21 protein-coding genes and 1 pseudogene are annotated in these 14,677 nt (G+C 41.4%); 4 read left to right on the top strand and 18 right to left on the bottom strand.

Going from position 1 to position 14,677, the window contains the following annotated elements:
* A pseudogene (locus ZX61_RS08995) lies at positions 1–209 on the top strand (IS110 family transposase); the annotation flags it as partial.
* A gap of 22 nt (positions 210–231) precedes the next feature.
* Here the strand turns inward: ZX61_RS08995 and ZX61_RS09000 are convergent.
* From ZX61_RS09000 to ZX61_RS09010, 3 genes are all read right to left on the bottom strand, one after another.
* Complete coding sequence (locus ZX61_RS09000) at positions 232–708, bottom strand: GNAT family N-acetyltransferase (protein ID WP_049844319.1); 477 nt, start codon at positions 706–708, stop codon at positions 232–234.
* A gap of 153 nt (positions 709–861) precedes the next feature.
* Positions 862–1,572 (bottom strand): hypothetical protein, encoded by a 711-nt coding sequence (locus ZX61_RS09005; protein WP_049844320.1) that lies wholly within the window; start codon positions 1,570–1,572, stop codon positions 862–864.
* A gap of 98 nt (positions 1,573–1,670) precedes the next feature.
* Positions 1,671–2,255, bottom strand: a complete 585-nt coding sequence (locus ZX61_RS09010; RefSeq protein WP_049844321.1) for a hypothetical protein — start codon at positions 2,253–2,255, stop codon at positions 1,671–1,673.
* Between the two features lie 215 nt (positions 2,256–2,470).
* On the opposite strand from ZX61_RS09010, the gene ZX61_RS09015 reads away from it, so the two are divergent.
* Complete coding sequence (locus tag ZX61_RS09015; RefSeq protein WP_082173444.1) at positions 2,471–3,439, top strand: IS30 family transposase; 969 nt, start codon at positions 2,471–2,473, stop codon at positions 3,437–3,439.
* Positions 3,440–3,464: 25 nt separating this feature from the next.
* On the opposite strand, the gene ZX61_RS09020 is transcribed toward ZX61_RS09015, so the two are convergent.
* From ZX61_RS09020 to ZX61_RS09075, 11 genes are all read right to left on the bottom strand, one after another.
* Positions 3,465–3,965, bottom strand: coding sequence for a hypothetical protein (locus ZX61_RS09020; RefSeq protein ID WP_049844322.1), 501 nt, complete (start codon positions 3,963–3,965; stop codon positions 3,465–3,467).
* A gap of 620 nt (positions 3,966–4,585) precedes the next feature.
* Positions 4,586–5,059: a hypothetical protein gene (locus ZX61_RS24235; protein ID WP_049844324.1), complete on the bottom strand. Its 474-nt coding sequence runs from the start codon at positions 5,057–5,059 to the stop codon at positions 4,586–4,588.
* Between the two features lie 146 nt (positions 5,060–5,205).
* On the bottom strand, positions 5,206–5,493 hold the full coding sequence (locus tag ZX61_RS09035; protein WP_049844325.1) for a type II toxin-antitoxin system RelE/ParE family toxin: 288 nt from the start codon (positions 5,491–5,493) through the stop codon (positions 5,206–5,208).
* Positions 5,490–5,771: a type II toxin-antitoxin system Phd/YefM family antitoxin gene (locus ZX61_RS09040; protein ID WP_000086647.1), complete on the bottom strand. Its 282-nt coding sequence runs from the start codon at positions 5,769–5,771 to the stop codon at positions 5,490–5,492. Before ZX61_RS09040 ends, ZX61_RS09035 begins: the two co-directional genes overlap by 4 nt.
* Positions 5,772–5,970: 199 nt before the next feature.
* A complete protein-coding gene (locus ZX61_RS09045; protein ID WP_235431319.1) occupies positions 5,971–6,462 on the bottom strand; it encodes a rod shape-determining protein in 492 nt (163 codons plus the stop codon).
* A 165-nt stretch (positions 6,463–6,627) separates the two neighbouring features.
* Positions 6,628–6,915, bottom strand: a complete 288-nt coding sequence (locus ZX61_RS09050; protein WP_015296903.1) for a type II toxin-antitoxin system RelE/ParE family toxin — start codon at positions 6,913–6,915, stop codon at positions 6,628–6,630.
* Positions 6,912–7,193, bottom strand: coding sequence for a type II toxin-antitoxin system Phd/YefM family antitoxin (locus ZX61_RS09055; protein ID WP_049844326.1), 282 nt, complete (start codon positions 7,191–7,193; stop codon positions 6,912–6,914). The genes ZX61_RS09050 and ZX61_RS09055 overlap by 4 nt, the downstream gene beginning before the upstream one ends.
* Positions 7,194–7,411: 218 nt before the next feature.
* Positions 7,412–7,780, bottom strand: coding sequence for a VOC family protein (locus tag ZX61_RS09060; RefSeq protein ID WP_049844327.1), 369 nt, complete (start codon positions 7,778–7,780; stop codon positions 7,412–7,414).
* Between the two features lie 69 nt (positions 7,781–7,849).
* Positions 7,850–8,701, bottom strand: coding sequence for an IS3 family transposase (locus tag ZX61_RS24045; protein WP_049844328.1), 852 nt, complete (start codon positions 8,699–8,701; stop codon positions 7,850–7,852).
* Complete coding sequence (locus tag ZX61_RS09070) at positions 8,698–9,006, bottom strand: transposase (RefSeq protein WP_004413754.1); 309 nt, start codon at positions 9,004–9,006, stop codon at positions 8,698–8,700. The genes ZX61_RS24045 and ZX61_RS09070 overlap by 4 nt, the downstream gene beginning before the upstream one ends.
* Positions 9,007–9,198: 192 nt before the next feature.
* Positions 9,199–9,612, bottom strand: coding sequence for a hypothetical protein (locus ZX61_RS09075; protein ID WP_150114982.1), 414 nt, complete (start codon positions 9,610–9,612; stop codon positions 9,199–9,201).
* 746 nt (positions 9,613–10,358) lie between these two features.
* Here ZX61_RS09075 and ZX61_RS09080 point away from each other — a divergent pair.
* Positions 10,359–10,751, top strand: coding sequence for a hypothetical protein (locus ZX61_RS09080; protein WP_049844330.1), 393 nt, complete (start codon positions 10,359–10,361; stop codon positions 10,749–10,751).
* Positions 10,752–10,873: 122 nt separating this feature from the next.
* On the opposite strand, the gene ZX61_RS09085 is transcribed toward ZX61_RS09080, so the two are convergent.
* The gene (locus tag ZX61_RS09085) at positions 10,874–11,437 is read right to left on the bottom strand and encodes a hypothetical protein (protein ID WP_049844331.1); all 564 of its coding nucleotides are present in this window, start codon (positions 11,435–11,437) and stop codon (positions 10,874–10,876) included.
* Between the two features lie 738 nt (positions 11,438–12,175).
* Here ZX61_RS09085 and ZX61_RS24705 point away from each other — a divergent pair.
* Positions 12,176–12,439 (top strand): hypothetical protein, encoded by a 264-nt coding sequence (locus ZX61_RS24705; protein ID WP_049844336.1) that lies wholly within the window; start codon positions 12,176–12,178, stop codon positions 12,437–12,439.
* 268 nt (positions 12,440–12,707) lie between these two features.
* Here ZX61_RS24705 and ZX61_RS09095 read toward each other — a convergent pair whose 3' ends face one another.
* The 3 genes from ZX61_RS09095 to ZX61_RS09105 form a co-directional block, all read right to left on the bottom strand.
* The gene (locus tag ZX61_RS09095) at positions 12,708–13,049 is read right to left on the bottom strand and encodes a hypothetical protein (protein WP_049844332.1); all 342 of its coding nucleotides are present in this window, start codon (positions 13,047–13,049) and stop codon (positions 12,708–12,710) included.
* A gap of 118 nt (positions 13,050–13,167) precedes the next feature.
* Complete coding sequence (locus ZX61_RS09100) at positions 13,168–14,040, bottom strand: hypothetical protein (RefSeq protein WP_049844333.1); 873 nt, start codon at positions 14,038–14,040, stop codon at positions 13,168–13,170.
* 16 nt (positions 14,041–14,056) lie between these two features.
* Positions 14,057–14,272 carry a hypothetical protein gene (locus tag ZX61_RS09105; RefSeq protein WP_200904231.1) on the bottom strand — a complete coding sequence of 72 codons (216 nt, stop codon included), beginning with the start codon at positions 14,270–14,272 and terminating at the stop codon, positions 14,057–14,059.
* Positions 14,273–14,677: the final 405 nt, after the last annotated feature.

Consider the following 14,677-nt stretch of genomic DNA (forward strand, 5'->3'; position numbering starts at 1 on the left):
GCAGAGCCCAAGTAAGAACGGTTTTGTATATGGCCATGATGTCTGCCATGCAGTGCAACGCAATTTTTAAGGCGACTTACACACGACTCGTCAATGCAGGTAAACCCAAAAAAGTAGCCATCATTGCCTGTGTCCGAAAGATGTTTGTGATCTTAAATACGATGTTGAGAGATGGCGTCATGTGGGATGAGAACACAGCCAAAAATTAATTATTGACGCCATAGTCGTTTGTTATAACCGTTTTTCCATGTGCAGGAGATCCCATTCTTCACCTTCAAATGACCTAGTACCAACTTCATACGAGGTGATAGAAAACCCCAATGACTCATAACAGTTTCTAGCCACTGTATTTTGCTCAAATACCGCAAGGGACAAGACACTAGTTGTGTACTTTTCTCTTGCTAGCTCGATTAACAGACCTAGCATTTGCTTAGAGATCCCCTGACCTCGAAAGTCATTTGATACAAATACTCGACAGATTCGGAAATGGGACTCGGCTACTTTGAAGAGTTCAACATAACCTGCACTTGCCCCTGAAACGACAAAAATAAAAGGAAACACTCCAGGCTGAGAGCAATGGTGGTTAATTTGTTCGGAATTCAAAGGAAACTCGAACTTTGGGCCACCCCATAGGTAGTTCAATTTATCCGAGTCAATCCAACTAATAAGTAACTCGTAGTCTTCCTTTTCAAATGCTCTAAGTTCCATTTTTTCCTCAAAGGTTATAACGCCCTGCTAAGTGGCTGACAACATACCACAAAATGTAAACAAGCCACTGTAATCACAAAGCAAACTTTGAAGTAAAATCGCCGAGCGTTGGCAGTCCGTCTTAAGCAGATTGTTAGCTCAATTCGGTAAGCATTAGTCTAAATTAAAGTAAGAGACTTCATAACCAACGGTTGAAACATGCGTAACTTGCTTACCTTTGTAACTTTTTTTGCCAGTTACAGTAATTTCTCCGGTATCGAAGTTTTTTACAGCTGGAGCACTTAGCACTTTATATGTACTCTTGACATTAATCTCACCAATTAACGTATAGTAGTCCTCAATATAGTTAGAATCGAAATACGAACGTTTTTTAGATCCCATTCGCTGCCGATGGGTTTGCAACATATTGTATACGTCTAGTCTATTTTCAAAATCTATGTACAGAGAATCGTTATTATCGTGTATGGCGCTAACGCTTCTGTCACTAAATTCATAACTAATAATAACGACAGCTTTGTCTTTAATCTGGGTAAGTGTACTACTGCTTAGAGTTATGGGATAAAGATCGCCATGAGTGAAATCCAATGTACGCCTGTCAAAAGACGCATATATCCTATTGGCATCTGGAGCTATCGTATTTACGGCTTGTTTCTTTTCAAATTCCACTTCTTGATAAACTTGAGATCTTAAATAAACCAAAATTTCTTCGTTTCTTTGATCTATAGAACTGACACAGATTTTTTCCTCTACAGCCCCCACACAGCCATTGATTGTTTGCTCTAACTCATCATACAATTGAGCAGGCAAACTCTCTGATGCTTCCCCTAGAATAGGAAAAAGTAGTAGAAGATAAGCCTTATTCATTGATATTAACTCCCTTTTATTTAGCTAACGCCGCAATAAGTGGCTAAAAGCGAGTCCGGCACGCGTTTTTAGTCCGTCTTAATTGCTTTGTTAGGTACTTATCGCTTGAGCTCATTTTTTAATTTGTTAGAAACAAGATGCAACTGCTCTGAGTATCTGTTGAGGGTTTGTGCATCACCAGAAATAAGAGCAGTTTTTGTTTCAGTGATTAAGTTTTCAAGCTCTATCTTGTATTCCACCAGAGCTTTTGAAGCTGATTCTTCTTGGTTAATACCGAGCATATTTAGCTTTTCGCCGACAAATGGAATCTGCCTTACCTTGTCCAAGGCTATATCTATCTTATCGAGATACTTAAAACTCAATGCCTGAGCGTCTGCTGTAATCTCACTCAGTTGCATGGACATATTCTGTACAGCCTCGATTGCTTCTTTATTATCAGCTAAGGTCTGAGCTGCATTCCGAGTCTTCGTAACATTTACGTATAAAAAGAAGAATAAGCAAACAAGTGTCAGTATAGTACCAAGACCAAACGTAAGCTCAGGTAACGTTTTGGTGAAACTGCTAAAAACAATAAGGAAGATACCAGTAAAACCAAAAGCAAGAGCAAAACCACCAATCCTATACAACTTAACTATTGAGTTCGATAGCGTTTCACTCGATTTAAGTATATCGCTAATTGACATATGACCTCCTAACTAGATTTAGTACCTAACGCCGCATTAAGGTGTGAGCGGCGCTTGGCTATACTTGAGCAAAGCGAAACTGCCAAGCGTTGCGAATCACTCTTAAACAGATTGTTAACTTGCTTGGATTCAAGTACGAAGTGCGACACCTGTGAACATAAAAACAGTGAGATGCGATAATCATGAATTTTGCTCCCGCCAAGAAGTGAAAAACTATGAAATACACGCACCTCACTGAGATAGAAAGGTATATGATTTCTACGCTGAGAAAGCAAGGAATTAGTGTCGATAAAATTGCGACACAACTAGGCCGTCACAGATGTACTATCTATCGTCAATTCCAACGGAATTCGCGATACAACGCATACCGACCAAACCCGTCTTACCAACCGGCTTACGCACAACAAAAAGCGCGGAATAGACTGAGCCGTTCAAGGCGAAATAAACGCTATTGTAAAACCGACTTTAGACTGATTGAAGCCCTGCTGAAACTGGACTGGAGCCCAGACCAAATTGTTGGCTACTTAAGGTTAAGAGGCGACCCAACGATGAGTCATGAGCTCATTTATCAGTACGTCTGGAATGACAAAACCGAAGGCGGAATCTTGTGGAAACACTTACGTCAATCAACTAAAAAGAGGCGTAAGCGCTACAACTCAAAAGACAGTCGAGGACGACTTGCAGATAAGTGGCATATCACCGAGAGACCTGTTGAAGCCGAGCTGAGAAAAGAGCCTGGGCATTGGGAAATTGATACCGTTGTGGGGCGTGGGACTAAGCATTGTATTGTAACTTTGGTCGACAGAATGACTGGCTACACTTTTATTGGTCAAATGGACGATCGTACAACTAAGTCACTGAACGTGAGAATAAGCAAAATAATGAGTCGGTCCGATTTACCATTTAAAACAATCACGGCAGATAACGGGACTGAATTTCACCAATACGCACAGTTAGAAAGGTTCCATAACTGTTTGTTTTACTTTGCAAACCCATACCATTCATGGGAACGAGGCACTAATGAAAATACCAATGGCTTGATACGACAATACTTACCAAAACGAACTTCCATGTCACACGTGACACAAAAGTTCTGCAATGAAATTGCACACAAATTAAATACGCGCCCACGCAAAAGACTTGGGTATAAGACACCAACGGAGTATATTCATGCGCATCTGTAGAAAGTGTCGCACTTCAAACTTGATACTAAGTTCGTTCTAACGTATACATGCCCAACTTTCTAATTTCATGGAGTAGAGGCTTTACAGACTCTCGACACTCAAAGTAAAGAGAACATGTATCGTCATAACCTTGTACGAAAACAGCCCGATATTCTGGAATTACGAGCTGCAAAGCATCAGCATCCGTAACTGAAAACCTAGATAAACGGCGGACAAACAAAGAACTGTTTCTTGGCTCCTTAAATATCAACCGACTAACAGATCTATATTTGTACTGGTAACACGAAACGTCTTCCGCTAGAAGACGATGAAACAAATGCCAACGCAGGTCGATATCGGCTTGTTGGTCTAACGAACGATTAGTAAAATATTGCTCAAACTCTTCTCGTGTTAACCAATGATCGAACACAGTGATTGCAACACATTGCCAATCTTCAATGCTCTCGTTCGTTTTATTGTCTAGAGCGGAATAAAGTGATTTGAGGCTACCCTGCACCCCTTTTGATACATTTCGAAATGCTCTCATAAACCCTCAAGAATTTAACGCTGTGTTAAGTGGTGAGCAACGCTCCACAACACTTAATAAAGCCACCTTAATCACTGCACTAAAATTTGCAACCAAAACCACCGAGCGTTGAGAATCCAGCTTGAACACTTTGTTAATAAAGTACTTTCCGCGCGCTCTAGACCCAAACAACCCACCGAACTCAACAGTACAAACCAACCAGATTTTTATTGGCTACTGACCCACCGATATTTCCTGAAAACCTGTTTCAGCGGGTAGAAAAACAGTGTGGCAGAGAACGGGCCACCCACTGAAGTGACGGACAGTTAATTGCCACAACGACGAACCTTTGAGAGCGAAGATGGTTGATGGCATATTAGCGCTTTCGATGCTTTCAAATGGCATTTACGTCAAAGGAACTTCAGAACTCAAAGCGTGCTAGAGAACGAGAATTTGTGCGGAGAAAGGTACAGCCAATGAAAGACTACATACCCCAAAAAACTATTCGTTAACAGTAGCTTATTAACGCCGCGTTAAGTAGTGAGCAACGCTACCACCTAACCTAAATCATTGCACCGTAACCACAAAAATCGACTTGAACTGAGAATGCCGAGCGTTGCGAATCTGTCTTAAACGCCTTGTTATGTTTGTATTACAATTGGAATATTTACATTGGCAAGTAAGTCTACAAACCTTTGTTCAACTCCAGAAATAAAAAAGTAGTCATCCTTAACATTCGCACCCGCAAGTAAGACACTACCCGAATAAAACTGCCATTCACTAATTCCCCACTCTAAATCTGCCTTAAAGCACATGAGGCCTCTTCCCATTGCTCTTGAAATAATAGGAATGGCGTCTCGATTAAAAGCATAATGTTCCGATGTTTCACTAAACTTGCAAGTCTTATGACTAAAGAAAAATACTTCCTTGGTAAAGCTACCGAGAGAGTAGTCAACAACGTCAGTTTTAAACTGTTTTTGTCGGTTAGAGCCACTTCCATCATATGATATGTTCAGTTGAACTGAGAAGTTATCGCACCCTAAATGCAAGAGCTCTTCGAGAATCAATATACTCGCTTTAAAAGTAAGCTCGCTATCTTCTATTGCGATATTCATAGCTCTCCTTAAAAACATAACGCCCTGCTAAGTGGCTGACAACATAACACAAAACGTAAACAAGCCGCCGTAAACACAGAACAAACTTTGAAGTGAATTCGCCGCGCGTTGGCAGTCCGTCTTAAGCAGTTTGTTATAACACAGTTTTACACGTCATCTTCCGATAAAATTTGACGACAATTACGAACTGTTAGTACGCGGATTTCGTGACTTAAACTGTAGATAATACGATAGTGACCAAAGATGATTTCACGATAATTCGTATGGGGCATTTCAGGAACAAACCGCCCCATTTCAGGCATACTTCCAAGGAGTTCAGTTTTATCAAAAACTTCGTTTACCCACTTCTCTGCCGCAGGTGGATTATCCAAAGAAATAAACTCCGCTGCATCACCTAGTTTCTGAAGTGCTAATGGAGACCAGGCTACTTTCATTTCTTAATGCGCCCAAGTACTTGAGCACGCGCATCATCATTGGAAACACCGAGACCAGAAGCTAACTGAGCTTCTGCTGTGCGCATTTCTTCCAGTAATTCGATTTTCTCTTGCATTGCTTCATACTCAGCAACATCGAGAACAACAGCAACACCTTTGCCACGTTGCGTAATAACCAATGGACGACGAGTCTCATTGATTTGTTTGATGTATGAAGCTACACCGGCACGAAACTCAGACAAAGGCTGAATATCTTGATCGAAATGAATACGACTCATATTGAACTCCCATTAGTACAAAATAACGTACAAATAATAGTTCAACTAATCCTTTTGAGCAAGAAGTTGATTCTGTGTTATAACGCCGCGTTAAGTGGTGAGCAACGCCAAGCATAAATCCTAAACCATTGCACCTTAAACACTTAAACTAACATGAACTGAAATCACCGAGCGTTGTGAATCCGCCTTCAACGCCTTGTTAAATGGCTATTTTTCTCTTCACGCCTTCAAAAGTAATTGTGTTAGGATCTAACTGTTTCCCGACGTAAGTGATAACCTCTCGTGCACCACCGCTCAGGGCAAGTTCTCTTAAAACTCTTTCCTCAACGTTTGTTAAGCCACCTTCAACTTTTTCTAATTGGTGCATTATGATTCGAGGTGAAAGCTTGAAAAATTTCGATTTCAACACCTCACGCACACCATGCTGTATCAATTTTTCAGCAACATAAAAGTCAGCAATAAAAGAACGTGGATGCGAAAATGGGTTAATGACCTGAATACCTGTTCCGGAGTGTAACTTAGCCTCTGAACCAACACTTTTAATCAAACTTTTTTTACCTAATGTTTCTACTGCCAAATATGGCTCGTACTCTAATTTTGGTCCATTTCCAATCGTTTGAATGACTATTTTCCTTTCACTCAATTCCACTAATAGATCATTAGAAAATAGTTTTCTAATAAACATACTCATTACTCTCCTTTGAGTGACATAATCAATTTAGCCATTTAACGCCCTGCTAAGTGGCTGACAACATAACACAAAACGTAAACAAGCCGCCGTAAACACAGAACAAACTTTGAAGTGAATTCGCCGAGCGTTGGCAGTCCGTCTTAAGCAGTTTGTTATAACACAGTTTTACACGTCATCTTCCGATAAAATTTGACGACAATTACGAACTGTTAGTACGCGGATTTCGTGACTTAAACTGTAGATAATACGATAGTGACCAAAGATGATTTCACGATAATTCGTATGGGGCATTTCAGGAACAAACCGCCCCATTTCAGGCATACTTCCAAGGAGTTCAGTTTTATCAAAAACTTCGTTTACCCACTTCTCTGCCGCAGGTGGATTATCCAAAGAAATAAACTCCGCTGCATCACCTAGTTTCTGAAGTGCTAATGGAGACCAGACTACTTTCATTTCTTAATGCGCCCAAGTACTTGAGCACGCGCATCATCATTGGAAACACCGAGACCAGAAGCTAACTGAGCTTCTGCTGTGCGCATTTCTTCCAGTAATTCGATTTTCTCTTGCATTGCTTCATACTCAGCAACATCGAGAACAACAGCAACACCTCTGCCACGTTGCGTAATAACCAATGGACGACGAGTCTCATTGATTTGTTTGATGTATGAAGCTACACCGGCACGAAACTCAGACAAAGGCTGAATATCTTGATCGAAATGAATACGACTCATATTGAACTCCCATTAGTACAAAATAACGTACAAATAATAGTTCAACTAATCCTTTTGAGCAAGAAGCTGATTCTGTGTTATAACGCCCAATTAAGGGGTGAACAACGCCTCCACCCAAACCTAAAGCATTGTGCCATAGACACTAAAACTGAAGTAGAAGCAAAAGTGCCAAGCGTTGTGAATCCCTCTTAAATTGCTTGTTATATGCGTACTCGAAGCTACATTGAAACTGCTTCGATTTTGTTTCCGTCTAAGTCACGTACAAACGCTGCATAATAAGTTTCACCATATTCTGGTCTTAAGCCTGGCTTGCCTGCACATGAACCACCCAATTCGATGGCTGTAGCATAGAACTGATCAACAGCTTCTTTTGACGGCGCATTGAAAGCAACATGAGCACCATTACTTGATGTAGCTTTTCCTTCACAAGGACTTCCGACCCAAAATTCAAAGCTTTCACCATAAGCCGCTGCGACATTTTCTATATAGTGAGCACGCTTGATAGACAACGTAGAAAGAACTGAGTCATAAAAACCAACTGCTTTTACCACATCAGAAGCACCAACTGAGACGTGATTTAGAATCATTTTTAAGTCCTTTTATTGTTTGAAACTTGAAAGCATTGGTGTACCCCACAAAAAGTAGACAGTACATAACTACTTACTTTCGTACTCAACCGGGCTGACATGCCCCAACGCTGAGTGTCTTCTTCTGCGATTGTAAAATACCTCGATGTATTCGAAGATGCCCATTCGGGCTTCTTCGACAGTTTGGTAGTCTTCTGCGTATATCAGCTCGACTTTCAGTCGACTGTAGAACGACTCCATCACCGCATTATCCCAACAGTTACCCTGTCGACTCATGCTCGGTACACCTCCATGCTTGCGCATGAAGTCTTGATATTTATATGCTCTGTATTGTACACCACGGTCCGAGTGGATAATGACGCCCTTAGGCGGCTTACGTGACTCAAACGCCATTTTTAGGGCATTGGTGATGAGTTCGACGGTCATCGTTGTACCTAGCGACCAACCTACGATACGCCTTGAATGTAAGTCCATCACTGTCGCTAAGAAAAGCCAACGGCTCTTCACCCAGATATACGTGATGTCCGTGACCCACTTCTGATTTGGTGTCTCGGACTCAAAGTCTCGACGCAGTAAATTGTCGGCAACATTCGTCATAGCAGCCACATCCTTGCTGTATTTAAACCCTTTGCCATTTCGTGCCTTGATACCTTTTTCTTTCATGATATCAGCCACATAATTCACGCAGCAGGCATAGCCTGCTTCGTTTAGCTCTTCTGCTATTCGCACTGAACCGTAGCGTGCCCGATATTGGGCAAAGGTACACATGACGAGCTGTTCAAAGCGCTCTCGCCGCTTTGAACGCTCACTCGGCGTATGATGGCACCACTTATAGTAGCCGCCTCGACTCACTTCTAAGGTGCGGCACATTAAGCTAATGGAATACTCACCGACATAGCTTTCAATGAACTCGTACTTCACTCTTGCTGCTTCGCGAAGTACGCCGAGACCTTTTTTAGGAATTCCATTTCATCTTTGAGTCGCTTGTTCTCGCGCCTTAGCGCTCGAAGCTCTTCGGACTCTTTCTTCGAGTAATCGACACCGTCTAAGGTGTTAAACTGTTTATCAGATAGGCGTGTGAACTGGCGCTTCCAGTTCCGGATCTGCTGGGCACTGATGCCCAGCTCCTTGGCAACGGAGACTGCTGTTCGGCCAGGAAGACTGGCCAAGCGAACTGCTTCTTTACGGAACTCTTCGGTGTACGCTGGATTACGATGTTTAGCCATAAATCACCTCTCAATTAGACCCTAGGTCTAACTTAGTAAAGTGTCTACTAAACGTGGGGTACTCGGATGTATAACGCCCTGCTAAGTGGCTGACAACATACCACAAACGTAAACAAGCCACCGTAAACACAGAACAAATTTTGAAGTAAATTCGCCGAGCGTTGACAGTCCGTCTTGAGCAGTTTGTTATATCTATGATTCATTGAGGAAGTTTAACTCACTGTTTTCTATTAGTTGGAAAAAACTGTCTGCAAGTTGAGTGTCTTGAAAGTAGACGTGAGCTGTGAAATCGTAACCGACACTATATATAACCTTGATATCCGGTATAAAGAATTCAAACATAAATCCTGAGAGCCTATCCAAAGCTTTATGCTTATTAACTATTTCTTTGAAAATCCCTTTCCTGTTTGCTTTTAAGTACACATCATAACTATCTAGAATAGTGTAATGAAACCTATTTAAAATCTTTTCCCATTCCTGTTCTTGCTCATCGGTCGCATCGCCCAGCAAATTAGGTGTATTAGTCTCGAATAGCCAACTATCCCATATCGATATGCAGCGAACTTTAAACAATGGTGACTCTTCCCAGTACTTATCAGAAAGCATGGGAAAAGCGGTCGTGATTTTCTGTTTGTTCTTAAGGTTAACTCTCCGATATATAGTCACTTTTCCACCAATTAAGAATTAATAGATATAACGCCGTGTTAAGTGGTGAGCAACGCACCACAACACTTAATAAAGCCACCTTAATCACTGCACGGGAATTTGCAACCAAAACCGCCGAGCGTTGAGAATCCAGCTTGAACACTTTGTTAATAAAGTACTTTCCGCGCGCTCTAGACCCAAACAAACCACCTAACTCAACACCACAAACCAACCAGATTTTTATTGGCTACTGACCCACAGTCCTTTCCAGAAACCTGCTTTGAGCAAATAGCCAAACCAAAGTGACAGAGAACGAGCCACCCACTAAAGTGACGAACAGTTAATTGCCACAACGATGAACCTTTGAGAGCTAAGATGGTTGTTGGCATATTAGCGCTTTCGGTGATTTCAAATGGCATTTACACCAGAGAAACTACAAAGCTCAAAGCGCGCTAGAGAACGAAAATTTACGCGGAGAAAGTTACAGCCAATGAAGGACTACATACCCTAAAAACTATTCGTTAACAGTAGCTTATTAACGCCCTGCTAAGTGGCTGACAACATACCACAAAACGTAAATAAGCCACCGTAAACACAGAGCAAACTTTGAAGTAAATTCGCCGAGCGTTGGCAGTCCGTCTTAAGCAGATTGTTATGTTGTTGTTCTAAAGGTACAATCGCGTTTCTTACAATACGGGCTACCTACCATGCTATTTAATAACGATATCGAAGAAATGCTTTGCTATTTAGAACGTTTCTGCAAAGAACCTCATACTAAAGCACTCGATAACGTTTCAGATGAACAGATTAACCTGTTACTCGATTTCTTGACGCTTGCCCACAAATTAAAGTGCGACATTTACGCCACTACAAACTTAAACCTTGCACATTTTATTGGGATTGGTGAGTTCGCTTTAGCTCAAGACAGGCCACCTCAAGGTAACCTATTTTTAAAAGTAGAATCTGACCAAATTTATCTTACATTTGAGCTAGAGACTTGTGATAAAGACAACCTATTATCACCAATCCGAGTCATTGATGCATTAGTCTATCTTGCTGAAAAAAAGGGTAGTTCACTCTTGCCAGAAAGCTACAACTAGTAAAACAACATAACGCCTTGCTAAGGTGCGGCTAAGCCACGAAACCTAAGCAAAGCCACCGTAATCACAAACTAAACCGAACCAAAAGTGCCAAAGGTTAGCCGTCACTCTTGAGCAATTTGTTAGGTAAAAAGCCACAACGCACAAAATACGAACAAAACTGAACCAAAAAGCCCAACCTTCATTGCTTGAACAGTACGATTATAAGCCACTTCGCCTTCTTTGATCTTAAGCCATTCTTCATGAGAAGTTTCCCTAGCATATCTAACTAACTTCTCTTGAGAGCCTGTAACCCCACCACCATCGTTTAACAGTGTAGGAGTCGACAATATACGCTCAATTTCTAGCAAAGCTTCGACTAGCTCTTTATGATATTCAGGATCAAGTTTGATCTGTATCTTTGATGACAACGCTTCTAATTCATCTAAATCATCAAAGCAGTTTTCGATATAAGACTTTCCCGCCTCAGGGCTATGAGCTAAATGCCAATTCCACTTTGACTTAAGCTTTGTTACTTTACCCAATAACTCTGAAATATCATCCTGCAAAGATGAAACCCACTCTCGTCGGAATTCTGATACTTTACTTTCTTTAGAGATCACTAGATTAACCAGTGAAACACCGCTAGTAATTAGAGCAGCAACCACTGCTCCTATTGCTACAAAAAGTGTATTTGGAACTTCCAATTTGCCTCCTTTACCTAACGCCCTGCTAAGTGGCTGACAACGCGACCCCCGCACTCAACTAAACCACCGTAAACACTACACCTGACTTGGACTAAAATCGCCCCGCGTTGGCAGTCCGTCTTGAGCAGATTGTTAGCTGCTACGAAGAAGGTTGAGTTTTTTAACCCAAGTGCCTAACTTGAAGTACATTATTGTATTCAAATGACCATGTAAATTGGAAAGCTCAAAAAACAAAACACAATTGATGAAACTTGCTTGGCAAAGAATGCTTTAGACAAGCCTGACAGCCCAGTTCGAGAAACTGATTTAGATATGGCGACGTTTCAACACCAGAGAAACCACACCAAAGAACTAAACAAACGCACCACTCCAGTAAACTGACTTTGGTTGATTCAACCACTTTTCGAAAAGTGCCACTGGCGAGATAGCTTGCACCTCGGGACTACCAAGTGTGAAGCTAGAGCTCAGTATTCATGAGCACTTAAGCCCTTAGTTTCTTTAAAGACTAGCTAACGCCCTGCTAAGGGGTGAGCAACGCAATACCGAAGCCGCCGCAAACCACCTTAATCACTAAAATCAACGCATAGTAAAAATGCCACGCGTTGTGAATCCCTCTTGAGCAGTTTGTTAGTCGCGAGGCACCGAGCGACAATTTTAAGCCGAACTAAATTTTGCCAACAACAAACTTTATGTGCTTTGATGCATTTAAGTCAGGCGCAGTCTCAAAGCGGCTACTCAATGAAACCACTTAGAACAAACAACGCCGCAGAAAACAGACTGACAACACCAAAAAGCGCTTTTGGAAAGCCAATCTCACAGTGCGGACTTTCAACAAAGTCACTGAAACCACGTGGAACTTACCACACCAGAGAAAAAGTCACTTCAGCGAGTAAATCGGCTTTTGTACCAACAAACTCACCGAGCGGAGTTGCAACCAAAAACAGATTTTCGATTGCCCCGCTCTATCACCACCAAAGAACGAAACAACCGCTTGGAAAATAGCAATGCATTGATTTAGAACCGATGAAACAGAGCTTTGACCGTCGAAGATGAATCTGTGTACCAAACAAACTGCTGCCAAATTTTTAGCTCAGAAACATGATTTTGACTACTGGCTTTTTCTGGCGACTAACGCCCTGCTAAGTGGCTAGCAACGCAGACCACCATACTAAACCTAACCACCATAAACACTGTACCAGACTAGAACTAAAATCGCCGAGCGTTGATAGTCCGTCTTAAGCAGTTTGTTATGTGCTAGAGTTATGTTGAACTAGTCTTCGAACAAGTCCAAATTCTCGTTCACGTATTCCATGATTTGATCGTAGAAGAACTCATCAATTTTACCTGCTACAACAAAACAAAATAGATAAGACGATACAAAGTGAAACTTGTACTGTTTTTTCGAATTAGAATCGAATGACCAATCTGTTTTAACTTGCTCATCAATTTCGTTGTTCATCATTTCAAACAGAGCATCATTATTCATATGATTTCGCTTAGAGTAAAAAATTGATGCTAGTTGATACATATTTTCCTTTGGAATTTCGCCAGAAGCAATCGCAAAAAGAGCTTCATCTAGTGCTTCACTAGCTTCTATCAACCACTTTTCCATAGAACACTTCTCCGTTTCCGACCTGGCACATAACGCCGCATTAAGGTGTGAGCGACTCTTGGCTATACTTGAGCGAAGCGAAAACGCCAAGCGTTGCGAATCACTCTTAAATGCTTTGTTAGGCTAATTTTTCACGAGCATCACTTAACTTTTTAAGAGCCGTGCCGTCCGAGTAACCAGTGTCTAAGAAACCTTGATTGTTTAGTTGAAACCATAAAGATAATGCGGCATCTAGACCAAACTTGTTTTCTTCTGGATCAAGATTTTTCAAATACACTTCTGGAACTTCAGCTAGGTCTTCCGCATACCATCGAACACCATTAGGAAAATGGATTCCGTCTTGACCAAAGTTTAATAGAGACTCCCCACTAGCATAACGGCTGACCGTTGATGCATCTAGATATAACCCACGAACATAAACCTGATTTTTCCAGCAGATCGCAACACTTGCAGCTATATAACCACGCGACTTCCAATAGGAGAATACCCAACCACTACAAAGGTAGTAACGAAAGTAAGGCTTATTATTAATATGGCCTAGAGTCTCTTGCAGAATGAGGACAGACTCTGTTCCTCGGTCGACTTTATCGACAGTGAGTAACACTCCATCAAGGTTATCACTTCCAGATTTTGCTACTAGTCCAGAGAGAAAATCACTAAATTTCTTCGGGTACTTATAAAAGTTGTAGGTTGAGTAAACCTCTTCTGATGAACCATCTAACCAATCTCGGTTTATACCGAAGAGATTACATGTAGAAACAAGAATTTCGTTGTTTAGCTTTTCAAGAAGACGTTCGTCACTACTAACATCATGGAGTGTTAAACCATGCCCGATGACATTAGGAATTTGATTTCTATGGACTCCATGAGCTTCAAAAACGCTAACTAGACGAGTAGATAAAAGTTCCTGAGGTGTTTTGTCACTCTTTTTGAAAGGCTTAATAACCCTTTCCATTAAAGATACAAATGACTCAATTTCTCCGAATATCAACTGATCCTCTCCTTTATTAGCCTAACGCTGTGTTAAGTGGTGAGCAACGCACCACGACACTTAATAAACCCACCTTAATCACTGCACTAATATTTGCAACCAAAACCGCCGAGCGTTGAGAATCCAGCTTGAACACTTTGTTAATAAAGTACTTTCCGCGCGCTCTAGACTCAAACAAACCACCGAACTCAACAGTACAAACCAACCAGGTTTTTATTGGCTGCTGACCCACTGTCCATTCCAGAAACCAGCTTTAAGCAAGTAGCCAAACCAAAGTGACAGAGAACAGGCCACCCACTGAAGTGACGAACAGTTAATTGCCACAACGACGAACCTTTGAGAGCGAAGATGGTTGATGGCATATTAGCGCTTTCGATGCTTTCAAATGGCATTTACGTCAAAGGAACTTCAGAACTCAAAGCGTGCTAGAGAGCGAGAATTTATGCGGAGAAAGGTACAGCCAATGAAAGACTACATACCCCAAAAAACTATTCGTTAACAGTAGCATATTAACGCTGTGTTAAGTGGTGAGCAACGCACCACAACACTTAATAAAGCCACCTTAATCACTGCACTAAAATTTGCAACCAAAACCGCCGAGCGTTGAGAATCCAGCTTGAACACTTTGTTAATAAAG

Source organism: Vibrio sp. VPAP30 (assembly GCF_001188205.1).
In the GTDB taxonomy this organism is placed as follows: domain Bacteria; phylum Pseudomonadota; class Gammaproteobacteria; order Enterobacterales; family Vibrionaceae; genus Vibrio; species Vibrio bivalvicida.